Below are 25,593 nucleotides of genomic sequence, written 5' to 3' on the forward strand. Positions count from 1 at the left end.
TGTTACTATCCTTGCTATCAGTGATCATTAAGACGAAAAGTTCTACTAATACTATCCTTTAAACCGCCGAACAAAAATAATTCTTCCTTAGAATACCACTTTTCGAAAGTGTTTGCAAGTTTACTTTCCCTGTTTCACATTGATTGTTCAATGGATAATTGTATTTGCATCACTTTCTAGTTATCATTTTTATAATGTATCAAAATAAATCAGTGGCGTGTGTCTGTGGCTATTATTATTCAATAACCACGGACACACGCCATTTTTTACACATTTGGAGGGACGAGGTGTCCCCTCGTCCCTAACTACTATTTCCCCCTGCAGGGTGACTATTTGTTAAGATTTCTTCTAGTAAACTTTAATCTTCGCAAAAACGAAGCATCTCACTAGCTGAGTTCTTATATTATTTAGGAAGTTGCTTATCTTTCATTCAGATTCCCTTTTTAATGCACTTATTTTGTTACCTTTATTAGGAGTCCGATCCCTTACTCGTCACTTTGAATCATTTACTCGTCTAAAATTAGTATTTACCCGTCTATTTTTCTATTTTACTCGTCTGTTTTGGCAATTTACTCGTCACTTTCCACATTTTACTCGCCAACGGTTTCCGGTGATGACGGCGATTCGTAATATCCCAGGCGTTGACATTGGGTTGCGCTCAAATTCTGAATCAGGGAAAACTCAAAAAAAAAGACTTCCCATTCTTTTGAAGCAAAAAAATAAAAACCCCCTAAGCTGGATTCTTTAGTCCAACTTAAGGGGTTCACTTCACGATTGAAGTGGTTTTTAATCGCGCATTGCTCCTGCCTCTCGGGAAGTCATTGCACCTTGTCCTTCGCTTACATCTTTTTGAATTTCTTGTTTTACTTTTTGTGCATCAGTTCCGGCAAATTCCGGTTTCATAATAGAACCCAAATTCTCTTTAGCGTGTTGATCCTGCTGCATACAATTCCACCTCACCAAAATTCTTTCAATCTTATTATTTTCAAAAAATTCTCGGGCTATCCCGAGGATTTGAACAAATTCACTTAAAGGTAAAAAGGGCTTTCGTAGAACCAAATGTGTGGCTGTAGCGGTCTTTTTTCTAAAAGCGTTATTCTAATACTCTCGACATATTTCGGGTAGTGGCACCCCCAAAACGCTTTGCCTGTCCCTATGTCCCGCAAATGGTGGCAGGAACATATAAATGTATGAAGTTCTTTAATAATGAAAGGAAAGAAGGAAAGTGAATGCCAAGCGGAGTGCATCAAGTTGAGGTGGGTTTACCAATCAATAAGGTTTGGGATTTTGTTAAGGATATGGATAACTGGGCTCCACTTATTCCTGGATATATTCAACATCGGAAATTTTCCAACCGTCAGTCAACCTGGGAATTTTATAGTAACATTGGCTTCATAAAGAAAAAGATTAGTCTGATGGTCACTATAAAAGAATGGATTGAACCAACACGGGTCACTTTTCATTTAAAAGGGTTAAATGAGGAACTTTCAGGCGGAGGATATTTCCTGGCGGAAGCGATAGATAAAAATAAAACGGGCATAACGGGCTTTATAGAAATCACTGCCGGCGGTGCAATGGGACCATTTGTTAATACGGTTTTAAAGTCTAATCTTCCTAAAGTAACGAAAGAAATGGCAATCGCTATCTCCACAAAATTGGAGGAACTTAATAGAATTTAATTTTGTATCCAAAAAGAGGGTCATTCCCCCGTTTTGTTAAAGCAGCGGGGGAATGACCCCAAAATTTTTCACCAAAAGGGGGTGCCCCTAAAGTTATATTTTTGGGACATCCACTTCCAATATTCTTCTTAGTGCATACTAGTTTTTAAAGGGTGTTTCGACGGTGATTGTCATTTTAATCGAACTCCCATCCGGTAGTCCATTCCCACCAAGGAAGTACACCGCCCCCCGACCCTATGCCTAAATAATTGGGACAAGGTTCCCTTGTCCCACAATCGGAGCCCCCTTTAGATTGAAGTAGGAAATTGAAATCGCTAATGTAAAGATATCTTTACATTTGTGGTTTCTTATTTTATACTCGATGTAAAGATATCTTTACATCGTTAACAGGAAGAGAAGTGAGATACTTTTGAAAGTGAGAAACAGAATTAAAGAAATACGTTTAGCAAAAGGAATTAGTCAAATTGAAATGGCGGAAGCTCTGCAAATTACAAGACAAACGATTAACGCCGTCGAGAATCACAAGTATAACCCTAGCTTAGAACTGGCACTAAAGCTGATTAAATATTTTAATGTCACGCTTGATGAAATATTTACCTTGGAGGAGGAATAGCATGAAAAAGTGGCCCATCATTATAGCTATAACGGTTGTTTGTTCAATGAGTATTGGTTTGTACCTGGGGAAATTACTCGTTCCTGATTTACCTGTTGGAACGGTTGTAGCAGGGATAATTGGTTCTGTTGTAGGTGTTGGAATTGTATTTGGAACCATAAAATTTCGTGAAAAACGAAAGGGCGATAATGTACCTGATGTAGATGAAAGGACATGGGTAAATATTAAAAATTTCTATGCACTTTCATTGTACATCGCGTTATTTGGCAGCATGTTACTAGTCTGTGTGCTATTTGCAATTGGTGTAGAAACAATTGAAATAGGTGCATTGAGTATTTATTTATTAGCGCTATTTATGTTAATTGTTGTTGGAACATTTGTTGTGAAAAGAAAGTAAACCGGGACATGGGGTCAGGAACATGAGATGTACATAGCACTGAAAGTTATTCTTCTTCTAAAGAATTTATGTAATTTAGCAAATCTATCTGGCTAGTAATTGGGTTTTGGTAGTTTAAGCCGAAATGCTCTCTTGCATATAATAATCAGGTTGCGTTTCTAGTCCACATTTTTCACAAGAAATCATTGTTTAGTTGTTTGTTTTCCGTCAGCGGCTACCGAATACCAACTTTTTTCTTGGCTACGGTCGCTTATTAAAATTTATACTATCTTATCTTTTTTAAAAAAAGACTTCCCATTCTTTTAAAAAAATGAAAAGTCTCCTTATTTCCTTCAGTTATTGAGGTATGGTCATGATACCTAAGGCAACCAAAATATTAGCAATAATACCAACAGCAATGGCGCCTAATGGACCAACTGCCATACGTACGATTGGTCGGCCAGCCACTTCGTTTAGTAGGTAGAAGCCTGCGATGAAGAAGAAACCAAATCCTGGAGCAATCGTGTTTGCTGCATTTGCACCACCGATTAAAAGAGCAACTTCTAACAATTTAGTCATAGCAGATCGAATATTTTCCCCTGAATTCCGTACACCAGGATATTTATCTAAGAATCTAGCAATATAACTTAATAGGGTTACCTCTAAGAAAATAATTACTGCACCAATAGCTACAGCTACCCAAACATTTGGTGAGAATAATCCAACAACAAAGATTAATGTAAAACCAACTGGGCTATAGACACCTGTTGCAATAGCAGTACTTGCGACTAGAGGGATAAAGCCAATCGCTCTTGCGGCTGCAGCGATACCTGCATCAGTCTGTTTACCATCTGCTAAAAGATTTAATGAAATTGGGTCTCCGGCCATGAGAAGCAAGTTTGTAGCACCTGCAATTAAAGCTCCGATAACCATAAAGAATACAACATTTTTCTTGATTGATTTAACCTTATCACTAAATACTGAAGCTAAATCAATCATAGATCCTTCTTCTGCCTTTTGTTTAATAGCATAAGTAAATAAGAATATCATTCCAACAATTAAAGCCATACCTTCTTGGTTCAAAGAGACGACATTTCCACCAATTTTAAGAAATCCACTTGTATTTACCCACACAGCTAACTGCCTTACTAAAGCCGAAACAACAAAGGTTAAGACACCCTTTTTAATGCTGAACTGCATTGCCACGGCTAATGCTGGGAAAGCCATAAAGGTAACAACTACTGGAGTACCTACCGCACCAAGCGGTTCTAAGAAGTTCACTGGTAAGTGATCAAATAGTTTGACAAATCCATCCAACCCAGCAATAAGTCCCCAGCCATATAATGCACCAATAGCCGCCGCAACAGGGGTACCCCACTTATTTTTAGGGGTAGCCAATCCGATAATATCAGTACCTAATAAAATACTGTGTATGAGAATAATACTTGCTGACAAAGTAAATGGAATACCAAATCCAATAACAAGCCCAAAACTCATGGCAAATGCCGTTAATCCTAGCTCTCTGCGCTTTAACCTTCCTTCGATATGTTCAGATACAATTGGCCGCAATCCATCATTAAACACAGCAATATTTCTATTAGCTAAAACAGCTGCCACTGCACCAATAAGTACGACAAATAACGTTTCCATAACCTACGCCCCCTTACTTTTTATAAATTAGTTTTTAATGCCTTTAGAATCATAGGTACTGCGACTTCAAAATGATCTCCAGTAAAGCCGAATGCCTTCTTTCCACTTTTAACTGCCTCAATTACCTTTTGCTCATTCGGTTTTTTACCAGGCATTGATACTGTTTCACACTTGTCCCTGCCGATTAGTGCGATTGCCATTGCCAAGGCACCGCCGCCACCTGTGTGACATGCTCCAAAGTAATAATCTGCTTGACCTGTCTTCATCACCATAGCTGCTTCTAAATCAGATTTCACTATGGTTTCAATAGAAGGATCAATTTCCTTAATCAAATTTTCAATTTGCTTTTTTTCTACCTGTCCACCTACAACGATTTTCATATTAAGCTCCTCCTTGAACATTGATAGTAAGAACGTTTGAATAATGCATGTATAAATAATCTTTTTCTCCCTGTGGCAGTGGATTATTCCAATTTTCTTCTATCCATCCCACTTGTGACTTAGCAATTGAAAAATGAGGGGAATTTGTAATTTCAGTAATAATCTCTGCTGCTGGGCCCTCTAAATTTTCCCCATTACTAATTCGGGTTAAGGCCATAGGCAAATGGGTGAATAACATTTCTGCCTGTTCAACCTCTATTTTATTTAATACCTTAAGCAACGCTTTAAAGGCTAATAGAGAAACATCCGACGATTTTTCAGTTATGACTTCTTGCTCTAGAAGAATCGTCAGCCTCTCTTTATATTCCTGTAAATTCATAAAATAGCTCTCCTGTCTAAAAAATAGATGACTACTTTCCTATAACCCTGGTTAATAGAACTCGAGTCCAGAAAAATTGGATTCCGAGGTAAAATAGCGCTTCCAAACTTCTGGCATTTGAATAGATTTCTCTAATCTTTCAGCCAGTTCAAGTGCGTACCCGGCAGATGTTATCCCCTTTTTCGCTATAATGACTAATCCACTAGCTATTGTTTCAATTGGAACAGTTATCGCAGTAGTCTGACACATATTAGCTGCCCTTACTAAAAACTTCCCATGATTTTTAGTGATATCCAATCCTGCTTTGCCAAGAAATTGAGGAATCGTTTCTCCATAGCCATAAACATCAACTGGTCCTTCACAGGTAACGATCAAATCAACATCTTTTCTTTTAAAGGCTTCTCTAATGACATTTATACCTCTTTTGCGATCCTCGATTCCTCCCATGTCAACTTCTTCTATAATATAAGGAGATTCTTCTATTCTAGAAAGATACGTTAAGACTTTTTGTTGCATATCCACCCCATCAGGACATACAACTGAATTTTTCTTAGGAATGAGAACCTTTATCCTCTTATTAGTTGTAATTGTGAGGTTTTCATTCGTTAAGCATTCCATTACAGTCTTCAATGTATGGACATTTTTGCTTATTACACCGATACTTCCTGTAAATTCAAGCCCTTCTGTAGACCTCTTCTTATTTTTTACGAATAGATCGAGACCAGCACCAATCATAGAAGGCAATTGACAGCTTAAGGCCGGAGCTAGAACAGAACCTCCGCCATCTGTTCCAATCGCAAAATCATTAATTCCTTTTACGATATTGATAGGTCCGCCACTTGTAGAACCTGTCATTACCCGATAGGTTACAGGGTTAATTAAATCAGTGTCGATTGCGCGTCCTCTATTCGAAGATTTATCAATGGTAAGCCAGGCGAAGCGATTATCAGAGCGAAGCTTTTCAACCATCGCTTCTGGAATCTGACGCGTATCCTTTACACCAAAATACATTGCATCATAATTTTTACCTATAATCTCTTTGCTAATAGTAGGGTTTGTTTTAACAACTGTTCTACCCAATTCTCTTTTAGCAAGATTGATTTTGTTGTGTAAGTCAGACATATAGCTACACTCACATTCCAAGTATAGGATTAACTATACAGTATATTGTATATTGTATATCATAACGTTTTCATTTCTAAAATTCAATCAATTCAGACAAAACTTTTAGAAGGTTATGACAATGTCTTCATTGACTCTCCAAAGGCACCTGCAGCCTCCCCAATAATTTCCTCAGAATCATTCGAAAATCTCATGAATCACACTCCTTAACTTAACAGATTAAATGTCCCATTGAGTCAAATATGCCTAAAAGTTCAGGGCTAGTTTTCAGATTTTCCACTATTGCAACTTGTGCATTTGTCACAAAAATTTGGGTGCGAAATGCATAAATAACTGTATCCCCTACATGAACCTTACTTGTATCTAAAGTTCCATAATAATCAATATTGGTGGGATCATTTTCGATGATAGGTATTTTTTCTAGGTCATCCTTGTTCGTTCCAACTAATGCGCCCTCCATTCGAGAACGCGGATAAAATCCACCACCAAATACATATGCTTTGTCTTCATAACAGTGTGAAACCTCAGAAACATAAATCATGGCCGGTTTTTCGGGTAAGTCCTTTACGGCATGCAAAGGTGTTGTTCCAGTTAAAGCATGACCTGGTTCCCCTTGCGTTGCCCCGTGTTTTTTTAATAATGGAAGCGTTTCTGTTGAAGTAGCACTAGGCATATTCAATTCTAAATTTTTGTAACCTCTATCTTCAAGAAAGGACTTCACTTTATGCATGGACGCTACATTTGGTGTTATATTTGCGTCTGCTCCGTTAATTAACACACATGGGAAACTAGTTAACCCTGCTATTTGAATTCCCGTCAATCGCTCTAAAGCCTCTATTTGTTGATTTATTTGTTCTAATGTGAACCCACCCTCTTGACCGTTATAAATATAATCATCTTTGGTGGCTATTCGTAATAATACCTTCTGCCTCTTATTCATTTTTGATGCCACTGCATGAATATTTTTGGCGTTTTCATAACTAAAAACAGTCACGTATTCAGGATTTAATGCTAATATCTGGGCTATCATTTTTTTCGGGATTTGGACAAGATGCCCTACATGACCAATTTTTATCCCATTTTTGCTCAAAGATAAAGCCTCCCAAGGATCAACCGCAACTGCTTTTTCAATTCCTGACTCGACAATTGCTTGGGCTATCAATGGATTTCTCCCAAATTGTTTTGTCATAAAAAATAGTTCAATATTCTGTTTTCTGGATTCTGAAAATAAAATAAAGCTGTTTTTTCGGATTGTATCTAGATCAATTACATAAGTGTTCGGTGAGATTGAGCCATTTTGATGAAGCTCCAATGCGAACTCAATTAATTCTGGGTTGTACTTTTGGGTTACTTCTAAAAACATCTCTCTCACTCCTTTCTTTGTTGCTGCATTAACGGGAGAAAAGAAGTTCCATTTTCAATATTGGTTAATCCAAGATATTCAGCAGCTGTTGCTGCAATATCAGACAAGGTATTTCTTTCGCCAAGATTAACTGGTGTTAACTGTTTTTGGTAGGCTAATAGATATGTTTTCTCTCTTGTATGCTGATTATGACCTATCGTAGGGTCATTGCCATGATCAGCACTCATTATGAGGAGATCATCTTCATGCATCTTTTCAAGTAATCTTGGTAAATACGTCTCCACTACCTGAATCCGATTGGCGTAACGTGTTGGATTTTGTGCATGCCCAGCCAAATCTGTTTCTTGCACTGTCGCCGCGATTATCCCATTTTGGACATGATCCATTTCTCTTAATAGGTCCTGCATGACCTGATCCGTATCGACTCCTGGGAATTTATTTGCCTCTTCACAATAAATGATATCCTGCATTTTTCCAACAAGGGAAACTTCTAGTCCAGCTTTTATCGCTAACGTAGGAAGCTGGTGTTCCGGAGAGATTCCAAATCCTAAATGCCGTACTTGATATCCTTGTTTATAGACGTTAGATTTAGGGGAATTTACACCCACCAAGCCATCTTCTCTTCTCTCAACGGACTTCTGCAGATGCTCTGGGGTTACATTTTCTCCACCAAGAGCGATTACCCGATTTACCTTAACATTTTTTCGAACGCATTGACCGATCTTTAACACTTCTTCAAATGAAATATAATCAAGAGGAGCACTTACATTATAGATTTGTCCATAATCTGTTTCGATGTTATCTGCAACAATGACAAAATCATTGACTAATAGATAAGGTAATTTCGAATTTGGGATTTCAACCTTATAGCCCTGTTTTTCAAGAGCTAGTTTGACTTCATCGATATTTTCAATAAATGGAGCTAAATAAGCCTTCTTTGGTTTGGTCCCCATAATTTCATTATGCCCCTCAAAACTGTCAGCACCTTGATGCATTAAATTACAAACCCCATAACTTGCAATATGATTCGTACCTTTTAGATGTGGATGTTGCAAAATTTTATTAATGCCAAGCCTTTCAAAAGTCGGTATTTGCAGTGAAGGAACTTTATCTAGTATATGTGAAAAAGTATTTGCTCCCACGTCCTGTGGATGATAGTCCTTAGCATCTGCCATATATCCAACACCTAAACTATCTACTATTAAAATGATTGCTCTTCTTCCCATTTTTACTGCCTTCCTTCTGTTGCCTGCGATATAGATGATTTTAGTATCCTGATAATCGTATCTGCCCCACTTCTTAAAGGATTAATACGAATCATTCTCTTCGCTAGGGTTGGGTCGGCTTCTAAGAAAGTACCTGACACGCGATAAAACATCGGCACGAATTCATATTTCGATTCTGCCCCCACTGGATGAGGTGCTGCTCCTAGCTCATTTGCACGCTGCAATACTTCCTCGGCAATTGGTTCAGAGAACTCTACTAATAGCACCTTTGATTGTGCATTAGCCAGATATGCTTTTCTCACACCTTGAACCGCACCAGCATTCAAAATGCTCACTAGCTGTTCATTAACATTTGCCTGAATGGCAAGCATCACTGGGGCATAGATAAGACCTCTTAAAGCCTCTAGTGCCTCATATCCTTGTACTTGACTTCCACCTGAATAATTTAGTTGTTCGATTTTGCTGATTAAATCTGCTCTGCCCAATATCACCCCAATACCTTCGGGGCCAAGTAGCTTGAATAACGAGAAGGTTGCTAAGTCAGCTCCCGCCTGTGTGCCAATCCTCTCTACCTTCATCGCTGCATAATTATCATCCGTTATGATGGTTAAGCTAGGATGGATGGAACGAATAATCTCTATTGTTTCTCCAAGATCATAATAATCATCCATTTTCTGGCGAGTATGCTGAATAAGCACGCCTTCTAAATCTTGATTTTGCCCCATCACTCTTTTGATTTCCTCACGGTTATGGAAATCAACATAAACTGGAACAGCTCCCATGAACTCTAAAGAAGTCTTACTTGTCGGATAAATAGGGGCATCATGGACAAGAATCTTGTCACCAGGCTTCAGGAAAGTCATAAAACCAAATCGTAATGCCCCCGTTCCTGCTCCACGTACCAGCATGGCCTTTTCTACTCCGAAAAACTCGGCTAATACGCCTTCTATCTTTTTGGTGTAATGAGGTTTATTTAACCCTTTCACTACTCCTAAATCACCTAACGCGAGTAGTTCTTCTCCCCGAAAATGTTTGGTAATCATATCAACGAGGCTGAATTGTCTTTGCTGAGCTTCTTCTAAGGAAATACTTCTCAAAGGATATGTTTGCATACCGTTCACCTTATCCTTTCATAAAAGTGATTGGGTTCTTAACTAGCATTTTTTCAATCGATTCGTCTGTAATTCCATTTTTCTGCAAAAGTGGGACAAAGTTGTCTAACAAAAAGGAGTAACCCAATCCATTTTGATATTCTAGATGCGATTTACGAGTAATATCCATCGACAAAAGAACTCGGTCGATATACCCCAGATCTTGTAGTTTTTTCAAAATATCAGCTCGAACCTGGTCTGGCATATAATTTTCTTTTCCAATGGTATCAAATTCGACATATGCCCCTTCTTTAATGATTTTCAATATATAATCGAAATCCCCCGTTAAGTCGACATGACCAATAATGACACGGTTCAAATCAACTCCCTCTTCTTTAAAAAAGGCTACCTGCTCGTGACCCAATGTTCCTAAAGAAGTGTGTGTGGTAATCGGCTTATTAGTTTCCTTATGAGTTATCACAACTGCCTCAAAAACTTTTTTCTCTGCATCTGTCCATTTGTTATAGCTTGTACCGATCTCTCCGATAATTTCGGCTTTAACATCGGTGCCTTTTATTCCTTCATTAATCTCCTTGAACATTCTCTCCGCAAGCTGTTCTTTTGTTTCGCGGAAAACTTGAATAGGATAAAATTTCTCCTGATAAAATCCAGTAGCATAAATAATGTTAACGCCTGATTTCTCAGATACTTTTTGAACAAAGGGAATATTTCTCCCCATCCCAAAGTTTGTAACATCAACAATATTACGGACTCCTTTTTCATATAGTTTTTTGTACTCTCTTACAGTTTCTGAAAATACATCTAACTGGCAATCTTCATTACATTTTACTTCAGATAGATCAATGGTTGTATGTTCATGCATATAAGTAATGCCATTTTCTAACATTAAATTCACATTCCTTCTAGTTTAGATATTGTTAATCGGTCACTAGAACTCTTTCTCTTTACAATGAATGGGAGGCTAATGAAAGTTTACCGACTAACCATTTCTCTATGAAAATAATTCCTTGTTTTGTAATGGAATAATGTTTAATAGCTTGGTAATCTATCTCCTGATTCAACACTTGCTTGGATTTCCAAAATCTTATCAATTTCAACCGAGTTCCATTTTTCTAAAAACTCTTTTTCACGATTCCCATCAATAATAATGACAGCCTCTGAAGTGTCTTCAGAAATTTCTTTAGCTACAGGAGACCGGAAATCAATAGCTTTAAATGTTTGGCTCATTCTTCGATCATCCATATTCCAAACAGCTGCATCAATTTGCTTAGAAATAAGCATTTCAAATAGCTGCATGTAATTGACATTTACATATTCAACATTGGCACCATCAAATTCTGCAAAGGTTAAATTCTTCTGATCGAGTGAATCCATATCAACACCGATTTTCTTGCCATCTCTAACCTGTTCTCCTGTCGAATCTGCTAAGAAAATCTTGTGTGCAGAAACATAACTATTTACGCCAAGGTTTTTTATTATTTTTAAATTCGGGTAATCAGATAACACCTTTTCGGCTGTCATTTTGGATACAATCGCAAAATCACTTCGCATAGTTCGGACTGTTTCGATTCGATTCAATCCACCTCGCATATAGGTCAAATAAATTTTTTTCCCTGTTAATTCAAAAGCTTCAATAATACCCGTAGCTAGGCCTTCGTATTTTCTTGAATACGGTAAAGGCATAGAGCCAATTAACGGAGATATTCCGGCAATTTCACTTAAGAGGTTATTATCCTTTCGAATTAAGAAGGTGCCTAGATGACCTCGCGCCTCAAGATTTATTGCCTTCATTTCCTCTAGTAAACTGAATGCACTTTGAACAGTACCTCTTCCAAAATTCAACTTTTCACTATAATCAGATACGCGCGGGATTTTCACCCCAATATCTAATTGTATTAACTCCTGGGCAATTTGTTTGGCTGCCAATCCATTTTTAGAATATAATTTTTCCCACATTATCATCTTCCTTTTAAAACAGTATACTATATTTTGTATATTGCGATTATAAACGCTTTCAATCCAACTTTCAACCTTTTTACATATGTATCCCACAGGGAAGGCACTTACAGGGGAAAATCGGAAGGTTGATGTAAATTGTATTCTCTACAGAATTGGTTATAATAGACTTAGAGGATGGCTCATTTGAACTCAAAATTTTTATTAAAGGGTGAGATGATGGGTAAACGAATTTTCTTTTTTCTATTAACGAATGTTTTAGTATTGGTCACCATTAGTATTGTGCTATCTCTTACAGGTGCCGGAAATTATATGAATGCCCGAGGCGGTATTGATCTGACTTCACTATTAATATTTAGTGCTATAGTTGGTTTTACAGGGGCCCTCATATCCTTGGCGATGTCACGCTGGATGGCAAAAATGATGATGAAAGTTAAGGTGTTAGATCCTAAAGGCTCATTATCTCCTTCGGAAAGAACCATTGTCGAAAAAGTCTATCGCCTTTCTAGTGCAGCTGGATTAACTCACATGCCAGAAGTGGGAATATACAATTCACCAGAAGTAAATGCATTTGCCACTGGTCCTTCGAAAAAACGATCGCTTGTTGCGGTCTCAACCGGGTTGCTTCATGAAATGGACGATGCAGCTATTGAGGGAGTCATTGCCCATGAAGTAGCACATATTGCCAATGGTGATATGGTAACCATGACCCTTCTGCAAGGTGTAGTAAATACATTTGTTGTTTTCCTTGCGCGGATTGCAGCTTGGGCGGTGTCACGCTTTGTAAAAGAAGACATAGCGCCAATCGTTCATTTCATTGCCGTTATTGTCTTCCAAATTGCCTTCTCGATTTTAGGAAGCCTTGTGGTACTTGCCTATTCAAGACATCGTGAATTTCACGCAGACAGAGGCGGAGCAGACCTAGCCGGTAAGGATAAAATGACTCACGCATTACAATGTCTAAAGGCTTATTCAAATCGGATGAAAGATGAAGAGCAAACGGCGATTTCTACCTTAAAAATTAACGGTAAACGGAAATCAATGCTATTTTCAACACATCCGGATCTTGACGAAAGAATTAATCGATTGAATAGGAGATAAACTGAACTTCCATCGATACAGGCAGGCATCATCCAATTTGTGGATGATGCCTGTTTTACTTGGCTATTTTCTTATGTTCCAGAAGAAGCAGAGGAATATGGGGGGTACAGTTCACTGTCCCTTGTTCCACCTCGGGTCGTGACAGGTACCGGAATTTAAAGGATAAAATCCCGATATTATTCAGAAATTTATAACACCCGTTTAATTGCTTGTAAATGCTGAATGTGTATGCCAATATGTCCAATGCCAATTATGATAGCAGATGCAATCAGCCAAATAACTTTACCGTAAATACCTAATAACAAAAAAGCCATGACAGGCAGACTAGCACCAGGTACGGGTATACCACAAAAACTTCGATAAAAATTTTCTTCCGTATGCTCATTTATAAAATATCTTATCCAACTAATCTCATATAGAATCATCAGAAAAAATGATGCTATTAGCCACCAGCTCCATACTGAAAATGGAGCAATGTTATAATCGCTTAAAAACAGTATGCTGCAAGTACAGCATACTTGCCCAGCACGCTCAAACAATAATAATATTTTGTTTTCTTGGGAAGGGTTATAGTCAATTGGCTTATTCTTACTCCATATGGCGTTTGGAATCCATAACATTAATAAATATATTAGACCAACATATGAAAATCCTAAATGACCTAACATATTACACCCCCTGATAAAATTCAATCCCAACCTTCAAAATTCAATCAACTATTATACCTTATATTACCATTTATCGAACAACTAGAACTTACACAAAAAATGAAGTTATTATGAATTTTGTTTAACCAGAATAGACAAAAGGGATTAGTTCCTCATACCGAGTATGAAGGACTAATCCCTAATAAAAAAACTTCGATTTGTCCTTCATCTAGCCTTTGAAGGACTTATCTCTAATAGAAAGACTGCGATTTGTCCTTAATTAAGACTATGAAGGACCAATCCATTTGCAACTAAATTCTATCATTATCTATCTTTCAAAGGGCCTAGCAATCTTCGACAAAATTCGGGTGGTGACAGGCACGACCCATAGGACCTTTCTCCTTTACTCATAGGAAAAACGATTCATTTTTCGCATTTTTCCAAAAAAAACTAGGTAGAAATAATACAATAGGATGAGGTGATGAAATTATGGAATTTAATCTAAGCAATGCCCTTAATCAAGGCAGGCGGGTCAATGATATTGCTGCAGATATAAGAAGCAGTAAAAACAGTTTGAATGTTGTGAAAGGTAGCCTGGGAAGCAGTTGGAAAGCCACTGAAATGACCTACATTAATCATCATTTTGACCAATTGACAACAGAGATATCCCGGTTGGCAACCGAATTAGAATCCATTGGAAACGATATTCAAAGTACAGCAAATGAAGTACATAGAGAAATAGAAGAGAAAAAAGCAGCAGAAGCGAAGGCAAAGGCCGAAGCGGAAGCGAAAGCAAAGGCGGATGCAGAGGCAAAAGCCGAAGCCGCTGCTAAAGCCAAGGCAAATCCATAAGGAACGAGTCAACTCTGGAGGTGAAAACATGTCTCAAATCAAAATACATACTGACAGCGTTGAGCAAAACAGCAGTCTTGTCCGGCATCAAGCGCAGAAATTAACAACGGCCAAAACCAGCCTGCAATCCACCACCCATCAAATCGATAGCCGCATCTTAGCACGAAAAAATATCAGTGGCAGACTCCAGGCTGTTAACACTTCCCTCGATAAACTAACGAAACAGGTAAGAGAATTAGACAGCTTTTTAAAACAATCAGCCAATTATTATGATGAAGCCGAGAAAAAAATCACCGGCTCAAATGACTGGAAAGTGCTAGTCCGCAATTTCATGCTGGGCGCTACTGCTATGGCCATTAACCCGAAAACCCTTCTTCGGGCAGGTAAGGGCCTTTCCTTCAGGCTGTTTCGTAAAGATGGAAAAGTTCTCATTAAGGTCGTAAGAGGAAAAGTAGGCAGCCACCAGGATTTTTCAAAGTACTATAACTTAATGAAGCAAAACCTCAGCGGAACAGCTAAATGGAGCCGGACTTTCGTAACAAAATTAGCGAATGAGGGTGTGCCGCTTTATGACGAAAATCGCGGCCGTTTTTTTAACAACCGCAATAAATTTATGAACACCCAGTTTGCTGACTTAAATAAAGCGGTCCGAAACATTGGGCAAGACCAAGTGAAGCTAGTGGGAAGAGCGGCAAAAGAAGGGCTTGTCGACGGAGTGAAGGTCTGGGACGATTTAAAAGGCTGGAAAACTGCCCAAGGCCTGGCGAACACCGGAAAAGCCCTGGGGGTTCTCGGAACCGGCCTCACGGTGTGGAGTGATTTTCAGGACAGTTTCCAAGATAAGCATACCGGACAATGGGACTATAACTCAACGAAGGTAAAAGAGTTCGGCGTCAACCTTGGCGTTGATATCGGGATGGCAGGCGGAGCAACGGCATTAGGCGCAGCTGCAGGTTCCTTCTTCCTCCCTCCTGTTGGGACCGTTGTCGGGGGCCTTGTCGGATTTTCAATCAATGCCGCTACCAATTATAAATTTGGCGGGCCGCCGGCGGAAAGTGTCACGGACCGGGTAAAGGAGATTGCCAATCACCCGATTAAGACGGCAAATGCAATCGGAAACAAGATATCCAATTCGATTAAAAAAATCTTTTGGTAGGAGCATTCTATGTTAAAAAATAGTAACGAAACAGATTTCTATGAACTGAAGTCAGTGGCGAACGGGCGGTTAAGCCCCGATCGCATCTCTGCATTTTTTTGGGTCACCTTTTTAATCAGCGCGGTTTCCACCATCGTAGTGGTTGTGGGAGCCGACTCCATGATGTTTATTCGTGATGCCTGGATTCAATTTATCAGAATCGATATTTTTATATTACTGGCACAGCTCGTGATTGCAATCTTTTTCACATTTTCAAAAAATACATACAAATTTCAAAGGGTCCAATCCATTTTACTTGCCATCATCAGTGTGAAATTTTCACTTGATTTTTATAAGGTCTATTTTCTCGCTCTTGAAGACCGCCTGGCTCCAGACTATATGTGGATCACAGGCTTTGTTCTGATTGGCGGAGGACTGGTCTATTTATTCCTTTCGACCTGGCGGGCTATTATTCGAGTTAAAAAAGGGGCCTTTCAAAAGGGCGGGAAATTACTCTACGATTTTCAAACATCCAAAGGCCATATAAGTCTATCGTTTGTCATCGGAGCTACGATTATTGGGGGATCGATTATCAAAACGCTGTCAAGCAATGGTAGTGGTTTCGCCGAAATCTACATCCTGCTGGGTGTCTTTGCCCTGTTGCAGTACCTTCTTGCCCTCGCCTGGCCGGAGTTTTTTCTACTAGCCTACTGTAAATGCCGGTTCGATTCCTTTTTGAAAAATCAGCCTAAAAAACTAGCAGAAAGAGGACTGAAACGATGAATATTAAACGTAAACCGGTTGTGTTTCATAATGTAATAAGCGCGATAGCCACATGTAAATCGGATGAGTGGTTTGTGAGTGCCGTTGAATTAAGAAATGCTGTCATCAAAAGCGGCCTATATGGGACAGGCCCAGTCATCTATCAATTTGCGGGTTATAATCCAAAAACGGATATGGCTGATTATACGTTTTATTTGCCTGTCAGTGCCCCGATTGAGCTTGGGGAAAATGAGAAATATCAGTTTTTTCCTGAATGGAAATTCGAGGATGGTCTAGTACTCCGCCATGCAGATTTAGAGGAAGACCTCGAGGAGTCCTATGAAGTCCTGCGGGCATGTGCAGACGAGCTTCATTATGAGTTACAGGAACCTTTTTATCATATCTACTTAGATGTCTATGGCGGTGGGATCATTGATATTTATGCGCCGATCACAAAGGAGCGGTTAGATGATTAACCCAAACGATTCCATCCGCTTCGCCAATGTACTTTCGCGAAAATATCGCTTCCATTATCTAGATATGAATGAGGCTCTTGAAGATTTTTTAAACGATGTCGGCTCTCTGAAGGCAGCAGTGCGCGGCCCGCTCTTCTACTCCATCCACAATGTTCCGCTCGATGAGATGGTGAACGCTGAGTTTTACATGCCAATCGAGGATGACTGGATGGAACCTCTGGACGACATGCGCTTCCACAGCTTTTTCAGCATTGAAAACATGATCTCACTTTGCCTCGCAGAAAACGTCGAGGCCAAGACAGAAGCTGCCTATAAGCTGCTATTCGATTACATCGAGGAGCATAAACTGGAGCAGACAACACCGATCTTTCATGTTGTTTCTGGTGATGAAAATTTTCAGTATTCGTTTATTAAAATTGGGGTAAGCGAGTAAGGAATGCCCTTGCCCTTGCACGAGACTATAGCGAAAATCCACTCCCGGCCTTGGGAGTGGATTTATATATTTTCCCTCATGATGGCTAATCTTTCATAATCCCGTAACCAAAGCCGCAACAGAAAAAGCATCTGTACAACTACCCAAAAAGCAGAAGTTCAAGAAAACCTCAATGGTTTATTTACGGCGCTGTAGCACTTGTTGCTGGAGGTATGTTACTTATCTTAATTGCAGGATTTGTGCCATCAAGAATGGCTGCTAAGAAAGACCCAGTTATTGCACTCCGCACTAAATAGTAAGTATAGTTTTTTGCCTTTTAGCAACAGAAGACCTCAGAATTACATTGTATTAGGGACAAGTTAATGATTAGCCTTAATCACAAAGGATCTTTTAGGCTTATACTATTGAAAAGGCTTATACTATTGAAAGAAAATATTAAAATAAATGGTGGTAAATGATGGATACAATCACACATACTTTATTCGGTCTAAGTCTTTACGGTGCAGTTGATAAAAAAGACATGGATAAGAATACCAAAGGAGCGTATTTACTGACCGCTGTCGGAGCCAGCCAAATTCCGGATATAGATGTCATTTCACGCCTTTGGGACACCGAAGGACTTTATCAGATGTGGCATAGGGGCATTACCCACTCTATTTTCCTTACACCAGTCTGGGCCCTGTTATTTTTTCTTCTGTCTCTCTTTCTTTTCAAAGTTAAAGATAAAAAACTATTTCTGCTGGGATGGCTGGCTGTTTTCATACACGACACCAGCGATTTATTCAATGCATGGGGGACAGGCTATTTGGAACCATTCTCAAATATACGGATTACCTTTGGCACTATTCCAATTGTTGATTTAGTATTTTGGATAATAATAGGAACAGCATTTATATTTTCAAAAAGAAACAAACTGAAATCCCCTTACTACTTTAAAATGGCATGGGCCTTTTTACTTCTCCATGTTATTGTCCAAAGCACGCAGGGATTTCTTATTTATAAACAATATGATCAACAATATGATCAAATTGCGCTGTCTGCAGGCTTTATTCCATGGAATTATTCAGTCATTGCCAAAAAAGAAGATAAAGTTACCATTTTTAATGATAATCTTTTCTCGGAAAAGGAAATCCAATACGTGCTGCAATCAAACGAATCAGCTGATTTGGATAAATTGTTCTCTCAGCGCAAGGAAGCTAAAACCCTTTATGAATGGTCCCCATTTGTCGTTCTTGTTGATGATGATGAAAAGCTTGGCCTCTATGATCCCCGTTTTTACAGAAATGGTCAGTCTTTTTTATTTGAATTTATCGAGAAAAACACAGAAAGATGAGCATGCTGCTCATCTTTCTGTGTTTTTATACCTTCCGGATAGATAGAAAAAGTGAAGAAGCAGGAAATGATCTAACTGGGCTTGATTCATGATTTGTTGTTTCATTTCAGCGGCTGCCTGTGCCGATGGCGGTGCTGCATTCGCATTTATGTGATCCATTGCCTTTGCTGCTAATGCCTCTGCCTTCGCTTGTCGAGGGATCTAAAAAGCAATTGGGACAAGAAACCTGTCCCAATTGCTTTTTTAATCATAGTTCAGTTCATCCACATTGATGACTTTGCCGACGATGGCGTCAATTGTAACAAGGACGGAAATGTCGCTGAAGTCATCCGTTACTTCAATTTCGAAAAATGGATCATCAGGTGTTGGAGTGGAATTTGTCCCAAAAACGGGTGAGGCAATATTTAAGACTTCATCGACATTGTCCTCCTCCGTATCAGCAGCAAAATGCTTCCACTTTGGCGAGGCAAAGAAATCCGCAAAGGCAGATGATAGTAAATGGTGAAGGATAGCCGAATAACACGTATACAAGGGTCCTATACGGCATAAGTCATCTTTAAATTCTAGCAATAATACGGAATCTGGACGAGGTGCTGTCCCCTCGTCCCGCCATTCTAGTTCCAACACTTCACTATTCTATTATCCGGGTGGCAGGCACGGGGATCTTGTCCCAAGGCCTGTCAGGGGCAAAGAATTACCAATAAAACCGAATATGATCAGTTGCTGAGTCATATTGAACTTTCCAATCCGGGAACGTGTAGGTAGTTTGATTTTCCAATGCTAAATTCGTATATTCATACAATTCCTCATAGGTTGCCGGATGACCCATTGCAGCAGCGATATATCTGCCAAAGTGGGCACTGGAAGCCTCGATATCGATATAACCAGCCTCAATCGAGCCAAACTGCTTGCCATTCCTTATCAGAACAATCACCGTATCGCTCTGTTCAATCGCTTCCAAATGATTTTCTTTAAAAACAGCGGTTAGCTGATCAAAATAGGGATTGTTCGGAATCCAATACCAGTCTTCTCCGACGTACCTGCCATCAACCGTCATATTTTTCGCTGTTCTCCCATCGCCATAGTAGTAATGCCAGCGATAGTTTATCATAACCCATCCCTTAATCATTGCCCCGGATTCATCAAAATAATAGTATTTTTCTCCTTCTTGAATCGCAAGTGCGCCCGTTCGCATATTTCCGTAGTCATTAAAATAATACCAATTGCCCCCTGACTGAAGCCAGCCGGTTCTCATCTTCCCGTCTGGATTTAAATAAAACCAATCTTGACCAATCTGTTTCCATCCCGTTTTCATGGCACCATTTGGATCCAAGTAATACCATGTGGCACCGCTTTTTAACCAGCCTGTCCTCATGGCACCGCTGCCCTCCAAATAATACCATTTACTACCAGTCTGGATCCAGCCAGTCTTCATGCTCCCCTGTTGATTAAAGAAATACCATTTCCCATCGATATATTTCCAGCCTGTGGCCATGACCCCGCTTGACCGATCAAGAAAATACCAGATACCGCGGTCCATAACCCATCCCATTCGCATATTCCCACTGCCGTTAAGGAAATACCAATTGCCGCCTTGATATAGCCAACCCGTTTTCATCACACCATTTTGATCGAGAAAGTACCTGCTCCCTTTATCATTTAACCAACCTTTATAGGGTACACCTTGACTTCCCATTTTAAAGTAATACCAATTCCCTTCATACTGATGCCAATTAAGCGGGTAATTAATATACTTTTGACCATCTATAGTCATTTCAAATATTAACACCCCGCCAGGCAGACCATCCTTCTGGGTAACACCTGCGGCGGCGGCAGATGCACTAGGCAACCAACCGATTGCAAAAATAAGTACAAACAGAGCTGAAAATAGTAATTTCTTCATTCTATCCCCCCATGAAATCTATGAAAATACTTGCTACATTTACTATACAATTTTAGGAAGTAAATAAATAGTAAAATAGGATAAAAATAGTTGGAAATCGATTGGGAGGTTCTTATGGTGTTTTTAATTCATTTTTCCAACTTTCACCCATGCCCTTCTATTGCTGTTATTCTTCAGATTCAACAGGAACGGTTCTCATGGTCATAACTTTTTTTCATAACAATCCACTTCATTTGAGCGATTTGATTTCGCTGTTTTAAAGTATTTAAATCCAAGAGAACTCCAGAACCTCTGGGCATGATGGTTCTCTTTCAGAACGCCGACCCTTAAAACGCTCAATCCATTATTAATCAATTCTTTTTCAAATTTATTATAGGCTTGCGTTCCGAATCCAAAGCCTTGGTAATCTACATGAATGATCATTAATCCCAGCCATGGACACTGATCTTTTTCATTCAACAATAAATAATCAACAATACCAATATACGTATCTTCAAGCTTAATAAATAGGCTCTTTGTATTATTATTCAATAACTCCACTTTTACTTCCTCAAGTGTTCTGCTTTCCTTTTCATTCACCAGTTGATTATAGCCTGGATTTGAATTGATGATTTCAAGAGCTATATATAATGTTTCTTCTGTTATTTCTTCAAAATGGATTGAATTCAATTTCTATCACACCTTTCTTTCTTTTTCCTAGTAGAGAACTAGGACAAGGGCCTATGTCCCATTAAACAGGAATACTCGAAATGCAAAGGAACTTTACAATCGAATCTGTTTTATTAATCCAGTTGTGGGGGGTTGTTGAATCAAGGTAAATACAGTCAAAGGGATTCAATTCATGTTCCTCTTTATCAATAAGGATTGTCAGTTTCCCTTCTAGAACGTAAAGAAATTCTTGCCCCGAATGGGAATATGAATCCTCTCGTTCAGCGCCTGGATTTAGCAAGACTAATATTGGGTTAAATAGCGGATTTTCAATGTTGCCCGTTAAATCCTTATAAAAAAATTGGTTTTCAAGGGTGTTCGTTATACTAACGACATTTCTCATAATAGTTGTTTCTTCTTTCCTATCGAATTCTGAAAAGAAGTAGCTTGGATTAACTCCAAGTGCATCAGAAATTTTCTTCAATGATTCAAGCGTTACCGATGATTTTGAACGTTCCACTTGAGATAAAAAACTGATTGAAAGATTCGTATGATCGGCTATTTGTTTTAATGTTAACTTTCGCTCTTTTCGTAAACTCTTTATTTTTACTCCAATTAAATCGTCCACTTTTCCCCACTCCCTTTATTACAAAAACCACAATATATGAACTTTTAAAAGTAATCGATGACCAGAAAATTAGTCCCATTACACTCCAAAATGAAGTGACACTTAAATAGTATACAAAAACAAAGCTAGAAAGGGGAGAGTTTTTCAAGAAAAATAGTTAGAAAATTTTATTTACAGGGAAAATTCCGTGTGTTACTATCAAAATAATTGAACCACCACTTCAATTTTGGCTTTTTTATCAAGTAATCTAGTAAAAAAAATACACTTTTGAGGAGAATGAAGATGAATTTTCATGGCATTTTAGTTCCTTTGGTCACCCCTTTTAAAAGCGATAAAAGCTTGGATGTAGAAACCTTACAACAATTGACGAAGGCCTTTATCGATAAAGGCGTAACCGGCTTGGTGGTGTGTGGCACCACTGGCGAATATTACGCCTTAAACGAAGCAGAACGTGAAAGCGTTTTAAAAACCGTGGCAGATGTCGCCAAAGGCCGTGTCACTTTGATTGCCGGGATTAATGATTTATCAACCGAAGGGGCGGTTAACCGTGCCAGACAAGCCAAAGCCTTGGGCTATGAAGGCTTAATGTTAGCACCAACTCCTTACAGCCTGCCTGACCAAACTGGTGTGATTGCCCATTACGAGACGGTGGCCGCGGCAACCGATTTACCGATTATCATGTACAACTTTCCTGCTCGCATTGGCATTGAAATTGAATACGACACCGTCGTGCATTTGGCAAAAAATCCAACTATTGTTGCGATTAAAGAAAGCAGTGGTGACTTTAGCCGCGCATTACGCTTGCTGCAAACCCCATTTGAGAACTTTGAAGTGATATGTGGCTGCGATGATCAACCTGTGGACTTTTTCTTCTGGGGTGCGAAAAGCTGGATTGCTGGTGCAGGAAATGTGTTCCCAGAAGAGCAAGTCGCCTTGTTCGATGCTGCCCAGGCTGGTGACTGGGACAAAGCCAGGCAGATTATGCGCGAAATCTACCCTGCTATTTACTCAATGGAGTCAGGCAACTACAACCAAAAAGCCAAACTTGGCTGCTTAAAAGGTGAAATCAACGTCGGTACGGTACGCCTGCCTTTATCTGATTTACCAGAAGAAGAAAAAGCAGCATTCCTGGCTTTCTTTAAATAAGGCTCTTTTCTAAAAGATGGTTGCTTATATTGATTCGCTAATAAAATTGTGGATTCGCTAATAAATTGGCCGAATTCGCTAATAAAATTGTAGATTCGCTAATAAACATCCAAAATCCGCTGATATATCTGTTCCACTTATTAATAAGGTGTAATTTTACACAGTTTGGAGGATTTTTGGAAGCATAATGAGGATTAATAACAACATTCTTTACGAAAACGCTTTAAATAATCATCTGGAGGAGATACAAATGACCGTAACAAAAGAACAGATCTTTGCCCTCGCCGAAGCAGGCAAACTATGGGCAGGCAACTTAATTGATGGTTTTACGAGCGCAGCTGGCAAATTAGAAAACCGCACCCCCATCGACAACAGTTTAATTGGCTTTATTGCCGATGGTGATGCACGAGATATTGATGCGGCTGTTAAGGTAGCCAGAGACACATTTGAATCAGGAATTTGGAGTCAATTATCCCCTAGCGCGCGCAAAAAAGTGATGATTCGCTGGGCACAATTGCTAGAAGAACACAGCGAAGAATTGGCTGCCTTGGATTGCGTCGATGCTGGTAAACCCATTACCGAATGTTTGAATACGGACATGCCAGCGACCATCGATACCTTTTATTGGTATGCTGAAGCCATTGATAAACTCTTTGGCAAAATCGCTCCTACGGGTAACGATGCTCTAGGCTTGATTATTACTGAACCGATTGGCGTGGTCGGTGCGGTGTTACCATGGAACTTCCCCGCGCAAATGTTTGCTTGGAAAGTGGCGCCCGCTTTAGCCGCAGGTAATTCTGTGATTGTGAAACCGGCTGAATTAACTTCACTCAGCGCTTTCCGGATGATTGAACTTGCTTATGAAGCAGGTGTGCCTAAAGGCGCTTTAAGCTTGGTGTGTGGTTTAGGCGAAAAAGTAGGCGAACCATTGGGTCGCCACATGGATGTGGACATGGTCTCATTCACCGGATCAACTGAAGTGGGCCGCTATTTCTTGAAGTACTCAGCAGAAAGTAACCTCAAAGAAATTGTCTTAGAGTGCGGTGGCAAAAGCCCACAAGTGGTGTTTGAAGATGCTGATTTGGATGCAGCTGTTCCTCATATTCTATCTGCCGCCTTCTGGAACATGAGTGAAAACTGCAGCTGCGGTTCACGGCTAATCGTACACGAATCCATCAAAGACAACCTATTGGAAAAATTAACGTCCGGCTTAACGAGCTGGAAAGTAGGGAACCCCATGGACGAATCAGTTGCCATTGGGCCTATGGTTGAAGAAGCACACTTTATGAAAGTGAAATCGTTCTTGGACATCACGCCTCAAGAAGGCGGCCGCTTAGTGACTGGCGGCAAAATTCACAGTGATCTGGGCAGTGGCTGGTACATCGAACCGACTATTTTTGACAATGTAACTGCCAGCATGACCTTGTTCCAAAACGAAGTCTTTGGTCCGATTTTAGCGGTTAGCACGTTCAAAAGCGAAGAAGAAGCCATTGCCCTTGCCAATAACACTTCTTATGGTCTGGCAGCTTCTTTTTATAGCCAAAATGTACAGCGTACGATGCGAGTGGCACGTGCCATTAAAGCTGGTACAATTTCTGTGAATGGCTTTAGCGAGGGCGATATCACCACCCCATTTGGCGGCTATAAGCAATCTGGCTTCGGCGGCCAAGACAATGGCTTAGAAGCTTTTGAACAATATGTGCATACAAAAGTGATTTGGTACGTTAATTCATAATGTATTCCAACATTCAGTAACTTAAGTGATGTTTGGGGACGTAAACCAATCTAAATGACAGGAGCCATTTTAGCAGGCTCATTAGCTCCATTAATTTCATTAAGTCTCCTAAAAAAGTTTAATAGCTCGACCCCAATTTCGATTTATTTGGTAGTAGCAAGTATTATTTCTATTATAAGTATAATGTTAGTAAAAGAAACAAAAGGAAGATTCCAAGCTGGTTCCTCTTTCATGATGGGAAAGGGGCATAGTGGATTTAAAAAATCGGGACGGGGTGCCCGCCCCCTGTCCCGCTATTTCCCCTTAAGAAAAATAATTAATTCAGAACGGCTTTTGAGTTCTAATTTATCAAGTATACGAGATACATAGTTTTTTACCGTGCCTTCTGTTAGAAATAAGGTGGTGCTGATGGTCTTATTACTCTTCCCTTGCATGATTTGTTCAACGACTTCGATTTCTCTTGGTGTCAGCAGTTTTGTTAAATCTATCTTTTTCACGGAAGAGGAAGAAGGGTATTCCGGAACATTCTGAAGGGCATTGATTAGCTTGCTTGTCACTTGCGAATGAAGCATAAGCGTGCCCTCATGCGCTGCTTTGATGGATTTAATAATCTCTTTTAAATCAGAGTCCTTCAAAATAAAACCATCCGCACCATTCTTCAGTCCATTGAAAATATACTCATCTTCATTAAAGGTAGTTAAAATAATGACCTTTACATTTGGATAATGAGCCTTAACCGCCTTGGTTGCCTCAATGCCGTTCATAATTGGCATTCTTATGTCCATTAAAATAACATCCGGGAGCTTATCTTTAAGCAGGCTAAGGAGTTCCTCACCGTTTGCCGCCTCCCCGATGACCCGAATTTCTTCATTTAAACTTAATAACATTTTTAAGCCATCTCTTACAATTCCTTGGTCATCAACAATGATAATATCGAT

Annotated in this window: 29 protein-coding genes; 12 read left to right on the forward strand and 17 right to left on the reverse strand. The window is 39.4% G+C overall.

All coding sequences use genetic code 11. The features are described 5' to 3' along the window. Nucleotides 1–786 precede the first annotated feature (786 nt). The gene (locus BANVL01_RS27915; RefSeq protein ID WP_169803213.1) at nucleotides 787–945 is read right to left on the reverse strand and encodes a hypothetical protein; all 159 of its coding nucleotides are present in this window, start codon (nucleotides 943–945) and stop codon (nucleotides 787–789) included. Nucleotides 946–1,229: 284 nt separating this feature from the next. Between BANVL01_RS27915 and BANVL01_RS23715 the strand changes: the two genes are divergently transcribed. From BANVL01_RS23715 to BANVL01_RS23725, 3 genes are all read left to right on the forward strand, one after another. Next, complete coding sequence (locus BANVL01_RS23715; RefSeq protein ID WP_066092904.1) at nucleotides 1,230–1,679, forward strand: SRPBCC family protein; 450 nt, start codon at nucleotides 1,230–1,232, stop codon at nucleotides 1,677–1,679. A 409-nt stretch (nucleotides 1,680–2,088) separates the two neighbouring features. Continuing rightward, nucleotides 2,089–2,292 (forward strand): helix-turn-helix transcriptional regulator, encoded by a 204-nt coding sequence (locus BANVL01_RS23720; RefSeq protein WP_066092907.1) that lies wholly within the window; start codon nucleotides 2,089–2,091, stop codon nucleotides 2,290–2,292. A gap of 1 nt (nucleotide 2,293) precedes the next feature. Continuing rightward, on the forward strand, nucleotides 2,294–2,689 hold the full coding sequence (locus BANVL01_RS23725) for a hypothetical protein (RefSeq protein ID WP_066092910.1): 396 nt from the start codon (nucleotides 2,294–2,296) through the stop codon (nucleotides 2,687–2,689). A 336-nt stretch (nucleotides 2,690–3,025) separates the two neighbouring features. On the opposite strand, the gene BANVL01_RS23730 is transcribed toward BANVL01_RS23725, so the two are convergent. The 9 genes from BANVL01_RS23730 to yhfZ form a co-directional block, all read right to left on the reverse strand. Then, complete coding sequence (locus tag BANVL01_RS23730; protein ID WP_066092913.1) at nucleotides 3,026–4,318, reverse strand: YhfT family protein; 1,293 nt, start codon at nucleotides 4,316–4,318, stop codon at nucleotides 3,026–3,028. A gap of 20 nt (nucleotides 4,319–4,338) precedes the next feature. Then, nucleotides 4,339–4,698: a DUF2620 domain-containing protein gene (locus tag BANVL01_RS23735; protein WP_066092915.1), complete on the reverse strand. Its 360-nt coding sequence runs from the start codon at nucleotides 4,696–4,698 to the stop codon at nucleotides 4,339–4,341. A gap of 1 nt (nucleotide 4,699) precedes the next feature. Beyond that, nucleotides 4,700–5,077, reverse strand: coding sequence for a PRD domain-containing protein (locus tag BANVL01_RS23740; protein ID WP_066092918.1), 378 nt, complete (start codon nucleotides 5,075–5,077; stop codon nucleotides 4,700–4,702). A gap of 51 nt (nucleotides 5,078–5,128) precedes the next feature. Further along, nucleotides 5,129–6,199 (reverse strand): amidase family protein, encoded by a 1,071-nt coding sequence (locus tag BANVL01_RS23745; RefSeq protein WP_066092921.1) that lies wholly within the window; start codon nucleotides 6,197–6,199, stop codon nucleotides 5,129–5,131. Nucleotides 6,200–6,410: 211 nt separating this feature from the next. Further along, entirely contained in the window at nucleotides 6,411–7,562 is a 1,152-nt protein-coding gene (locus tag BANVL01_RS23750; protein ID WP_066092924.1) for a YhfX family PLP-dependent enzyme, read from the reverse strand. 5 nt (nucleotides 7,563–7,567) lie between these two features. After that, the gene (locus tag BANVL01_RS23755) at nucleotides 7,568–8,788 is read right to left on the reverse strand and encodes a phosphopentomutase (RefSeq protein WP_066092927.1); all 1,221 of its coding nucleotides are present in this window, start codon (nucleotides 8,786–8,788) and stop codon (nucleotides 7,568–7,570) included. A 2-nt stretch (nucleotides 8,789–8,790) separates the two neighbouring features. Beyond that, entirely contained in the window at nucleotides 8,791–9,900 is a 1,110-nt protein-coding gene (locus BANVL01_RS23760; RefSeq protein WP_066092930.1) for an aminotransferase class V-fold PLP-dependent enzyme, read from the reverse strand. A gap of 10 nt (nucleotides 9,901–9,910) precedes the next feature. Beyond that, the gene (locus BANVL01_RS23765) at nucleotides 9,911–10,786 is read right to left on the reverse strand and encodes a phosphotriesterase family protein (RefSeq protein WP_066092934.1); all 876 of its coding nucleotides are present in this window, start codon (nucleotides 10,784–10,786) and stop codon (nucleotides 9,911–9,913) included. 143 nt (nucleotides 10,787–10,929) lie between these two features. Continuing rightward, a complete protein-coding gene (gene yhfZ / locus BANVL01_RS23770; protein WP_066092937.1) occupies nucleotides 10,930–11,856 on the reverse strand; it encodes a GntR family transcriptional regulator YhfZ in 927 nt (308 codons plus the stop codon). A gap of 219 nt (nucleotides 11,857–12,075) precedes the next feature. On the opposite strand from yhfZ, the gene htpX reads away from it, so the two are divergent. Then, entirely contained in the window at nucleotides 12,076–12,957 is an 882-nt protein-coding gene (gene htpX, locus BANVL01_RS23775) for a protease HtpX (protein WP_066097051.1), read from the forward strand. A 188-nt stretch (nucleotides 12,958–13,145) separates the two neighbouring features. Here htpX and BANVL01_RS23780 read toward each other — a convergent pair whose 3' ends face one another. After that, nucleotides 13,146–13,625 carry a hypothetical protein gene (locus tag BANVL01_RS23780; RefSeq protein ID WP_066092940.1) on the reverse strand — a complete coding sequence of 160 codons (480 nt, stop codon included), beginning with the start codon at nucleotides 13,623–13,625 and terminating at the stop codon, nucleotides 13,146–13,148. A 468-nt stretch (nucleotides 13,626–14,093) separates the two neighbouring features. On the opposite strand from BANVL01_RS23780, the gene BANVL01_RS28025 reads away from it, so the two are divergent. The 6 genes from BANVL01_RS28025 to BANVL01_RS23810 all read left to right on the forward strand — a co-directional run bounded on the left by BANVL01_RS28025 (nucleotide 14,094) and on the right by BANVL01_RS23810 (nucleotide 18,595). Beyond that, a complete protein-coding gene (locus BANVL01_RS28025) occupies nucleotides 14,094–14,456 on the forward strand; it encodes a hypothetical protein (RefSeq protein WP_066092943.1) in 363 nt (120 codons plus the stop codon). A gap of 28 nt (nucleotides 14,457–14,484) precedes the next feature. Next, on the forward strand, nucleotides 14,485–15,612 hold the full coding sequence (locus BANVL01_RS23790; RefSeq protein WP_066092946.1) for a hypothetical protein: 1,128 nt from the start codon (nucleotides 14,485–14,487) through the stop codon (nucleotides 15,610–15,612). 9 nt (nucleotides 15,613–15,621) lie between these two features. After that, the gene (locus tag BANVL01_RS23795; protein ID WP_066092947.1) at nucleotides 15,622–16,374 is read left to right on the forward strand and encodes a hypothetical protein; all 753 of its coding nucleotides are present in this window, start codon (nucleotides 15,622–15,624) and stop codon (nucleotides 16,372–16,374) included. After that, nucleotides 16,371–16,829 (forward strand): DUF5085 family protein, encoded by a 459-nt coding sequence (locus BANVL01_RS23800; RefSeq protein WP_066092949.1) that lies wholly within the window; start codon nucleotides 16,371–16,373, stop codon nucleotides 16,827–16,829. Before BANVL01_RS23795 ends, BANVL01_RS23800 begins: the two co-directional genes overlap by 4 nt. Then, nucleotides 16,822–17,262, forward strand: a complete 441-nt coding sequence (locus tag BANVL01_RS23805; RefSeq protein ID WP_066092951.1) for a DUF5085 family protein — start codon at nucleotides 16,822–16,824, stop codon at nucleotides 17,260–17,262. The genes BANVL01_RS23800 and BANVL01_RS23805 overlap by 8 nt, the downstream gene beginning before the upstream one ends. Nucleotides 17,263–17,719: 457 nt before the next feature. Next, nucleotides 17,720–18,595 carry a metal-dependent hydrolase gene (locus tag BANVL01_RS23810; RefSeq protein WP_066092953.1) on the forward strand — a complete coding sequence of 292 codons (876 nt, stop codon included), beginning with the start codon at nucleotides 17,720–17,722 and terminating at the stop codon, nucleotides 18,593–18,595. A 9-nt stretch (nucleotides 18,596–18,604) separates the two neighbouring features. Here the strand turns inward: BANVL01_RS23810 and BANVL01_RS27555 are convergent, their stop codons facing one another. The 5 genes from BANVL01_RS27555 to BANVL01_RS23830 form a co-directional block, all read right to left on the reverse strand. Further along, nucleotides 18,605–18,754 (reverse strand): hypothetical protein, encoded by a 150-nt coding sequence (locus BANVL01_RS27555; RefSeq protein WP_156482402.1) that lies wholly within the window; start codon nucleotides 18,752–18,754, stop codon nucleotides 18,605–18,607. An 84-nt stretch (nucleotides 18,755–18,838) separates the two neighbouring features. Continuing rightward, the gene (locus tag BANVL01_RS23815; RefSeq protein ID WP_156482403.1) at nucleotides 18,839–19,219 is read right to left on the reverse strand and encodes a hypothetical protein; all 381 of its coding nucleotides are present in this window, start codon (nucleotides 19,217–19,219) and stop codon (nucleotides 18,839–18,841) included. Between the two features lie 70 nt (nucleotides 19,220–19,289). Continuing rightward, nucleotides 19,290–20,498 carry a PspC-like choline-binding domain-containing protein gene (locus tag BANVL01_RS23820; RefSeq protein WP_066092959.1) on the reverse strand — a complete coding sequence of 403 codons (1,209 nt, stop codon included), beginning with the start codon at nucleotides 20,496–20,498 and terminating at the stop codon, nucleotides 19,290–19,292. A gap of 201 nt (nucleotides 20,499–20,699) precedes the next feature. Next, complete coding sequence (locus BANVL01_RS23825) at nucleotides 20,700–21,167, reverse strand: GNAT family N-acetyltransferase (RefSeq protein WP_066092962.1); 468 nt, start codon at nucleotides 21,165–21,167, stop codon at nucleotides 20,700–20,702. 61 nt (nucleotides 21,168–21,228) lie between these two features. Next, nucleotides 21,229–21,774, reverse strand: a complete 546-nt coding sequence (locus tag BANVL01_RS23830) for a helix-turn-helix domain-containing protein (RefSeq protein ID WP_066092964.1) — start codon at nucleotides 21,772–21,774, stop codon at nucleotides 21,229–21,231. 282 nt (nucleotides 21,775–22,056) lie between these two features. On the opposite strand from BANVL01_RS23830, the gene dapA reads away from it, so the two are divergent. Continuing rightward, entirely contained in the window at nucleotides 22,057–22,920 is an 864-nt protein-coding gene (gene dapA / locus BANVL01_RS23835; RefSeq protein WP_066092967.1) for a 4-hydroxy-tetrahydrodipicolinate synthase, read from the forward strand. Nucleotides 22,921–23,170: 250 nt separating this feature from the next. Next, the gene (locus BANVL01_RS23840) at nucleotides 23,171–24,655 is read left to right on the forward strand and encodes an aldehyde dehydrogenase (RefSeq protein WP_066092970.1); all 1,485 of its coding nucleotides are present in this window, start codon (nucleotides 23,171–23,173) and stop codon (nucleotides 24,653–24,655) included. A gap of 293 nt (nucleotides 24,656–24,948) precedes the next feature. On the opposite strand, the gene BANVL01_RS23845 is transcribed toward BANVL01_RS23840, so the two are convergent. Further along, nucleotides 24,949–25,593: a response regulator transcription factor gene (locus tag BANVL01_RS23845; RefSeq protein WP_172800913.1), complete on the reverse strand. Its 645-nt coding sequence runs from the start codon at nucleotides 25,591–25,593 to the stop codon at nucleotides 24,949–24,951.

The organism is Neobacillus novalis NBRC 102450 (assembly GCF_001591805.1).
GTDB lineage: Bacteria > Bacillota > Bacilli > Bacillales > Cytobacillaceae > Neobacillus > Neobacillus novalis.

Bases quoted from the DNA above. Each gene is read 5' to 3' on its own strand.
- BANVL01_RS27915 (WP_169803213.1), bottom strand. From the start codon at position 945: ATGCAGCAGGATCAACACGCTAAAGAGAATTTGGGTTCTATTATGAAA.
- BANVL01_RS23715 (WP_066092904.1), top strand. From the start codon at position 1,230: ATGCCAAGCGGAGTGCATCAAGTTGAGGTGGGTTTACCAATCAATAAG.
- BANVL01_RS23725 (WP_066092910.1), top strand. From the start codon at position 2,294: ATGAAAAAGTGGCCCATCATTATAGCTATAACGGTTGTTTGTTCAATG.
- BANVL01_RS23730 (WP_066092913.1), bottom strand. From the start codon at position 4,318: ATGGAAACGTTATTTGTCGTACTTATTGGTGCAGTGGCAGCTGTTTTA.
- BANVL01_RS23735 (WP_066092915.1), bottom strand. From the start codon at position 4,698: ATGAAAATCGTTGTAGGTGGACAGGTAGAAAAAAAGCAAATTGAAAAT.
- BANVL01_RS23740 (WP_066092918.1), bottom strand. From the start codon at position 5,077: ATGAATTTACAGGAATATAAAGAGAGGCTGACGATTCTTCTAGAGCAA.
- BANVL01_RS23745 (WP_066092921.1), bottom strand. From the start codon at position 6,199: ATGTCTGACTTACACAACAAAATCAATCTTGCTAAAAGAGAATTGGGT.
- BANVL01_RS23750 (WP_066092924.1), bottom strand. From the start codon at position 7,562: ATGTTTTTAGAAGTAACCCAAAAGTACAACCCAGAATTAATTGAGTTC.
- BANVL01_RS23755 (WP_066092927.1), bottom strand. From the start codon at position 8,788: ATGGGAAGAAGAGCAATCATTTTAATAGTAGATAGTTTAGGTGTTGGA.
- BANVL01_RS23760 (WP_066092930.1), bottom strand. From the start codon at position 9,900: ATGCAAACATATCCTTTGAGAAGTATTTCCTTAGAAGAAGCTCAGCAA.
- BANVL01_RS23765 (WP_066092934.1), bottom strand. From the start codon at position 10,786: ATGTTAGAAAATGGCATTACTTATATGCATGAACATACAACCATTGAT.
- yhfZ (WP_066092937.1), bottom strand. From the start codon at position 11,856: ATGTGGGAAAAATTATATTCTAAAAATGGATTGGCAGCCAAACAAATT.
- htpX (WP_066097051.1), top strand. From the start codon at position 12,076: ATGGGTAAACGAATTTTCTTTTTTCTATTAACGAATGTTTTAGTATTG.
- BANVL01_RS23780 (WP_066092940.1), bottom strand. From the start codon at position 13,625: ATGTTAGGTCATTTAGGATTTTCATATGTTGGTCTAATATATTTATTA.
- BANVL01_RS28025 (WP_066092943.1), top strand. From the start codon at position 14,094: ATGGAATTTAATCTAAGCAATGCCCTTAATCAAGGCAGGCGGGTCAAT.
- BANVL01_RS23790 (WP_066092946.1), top strand. From the start codon at position 14,485: ATGTCTCAAATCAAAATACATACTGACAGCGTTGAGCAAAACAGCAGT.
- BANVL01_RS23795 (WP_066092947.1), top strand. From the start codon at position 15,622: ATGTTAAAAAATAGTAACGAAACAGATTTCTATGAACTGAAGTCAGTG.
- BANVL01_RS23800 (WP_066092949.1), top strand. From the start codon at position 16,371: ATGAATATTAAACGTAAACCGGTTGTGTTTCATAATGTAATAAGCGCG.
- BANVL01_RS23805 (WP_066092951.1), top strand. From the start codon at position 16,822: ATGATTAACCCAAACGATTCCATCCGCTTCGCCAATGTACTTTCGCGA.
- BANVL01_RS23810 (WP_066092953.1), top strand. From the start codon at position 17,720: ATGGATACAATCACACATACTTTATTCGGTCTAAGTCTTTACGGTGCA.
- BANVL01_RS27555 (WP_156482402.1), bottom strand. From the start codon at position 18,754: ATGGATCACATAAATGCGAATGCAGCACCGCCATCGGCACAGGCAGCC.
- BANVL01_RS23820 (WP_066092959.1), bottom strand. From the start codon at position 20,498: ATGAAGAAATTACTATTTTCAGCTCTGTTTGTACTTATTTTTGCAATC.
- dapA (WP_066092967.1), top strand. From the start codon at position 22,057: ATGAATTTTCATGGCATTTTAGTTCCTTTGGTCACCCCTTTTAAAAGC.
- BANVL01_RS23840 (WP_066092970.1), top strand. From the start codon at position 23,171: ATGACCGTAACAAAAGAACAGATCTTTGCCCTCGCCGAAGCAGGCAAA.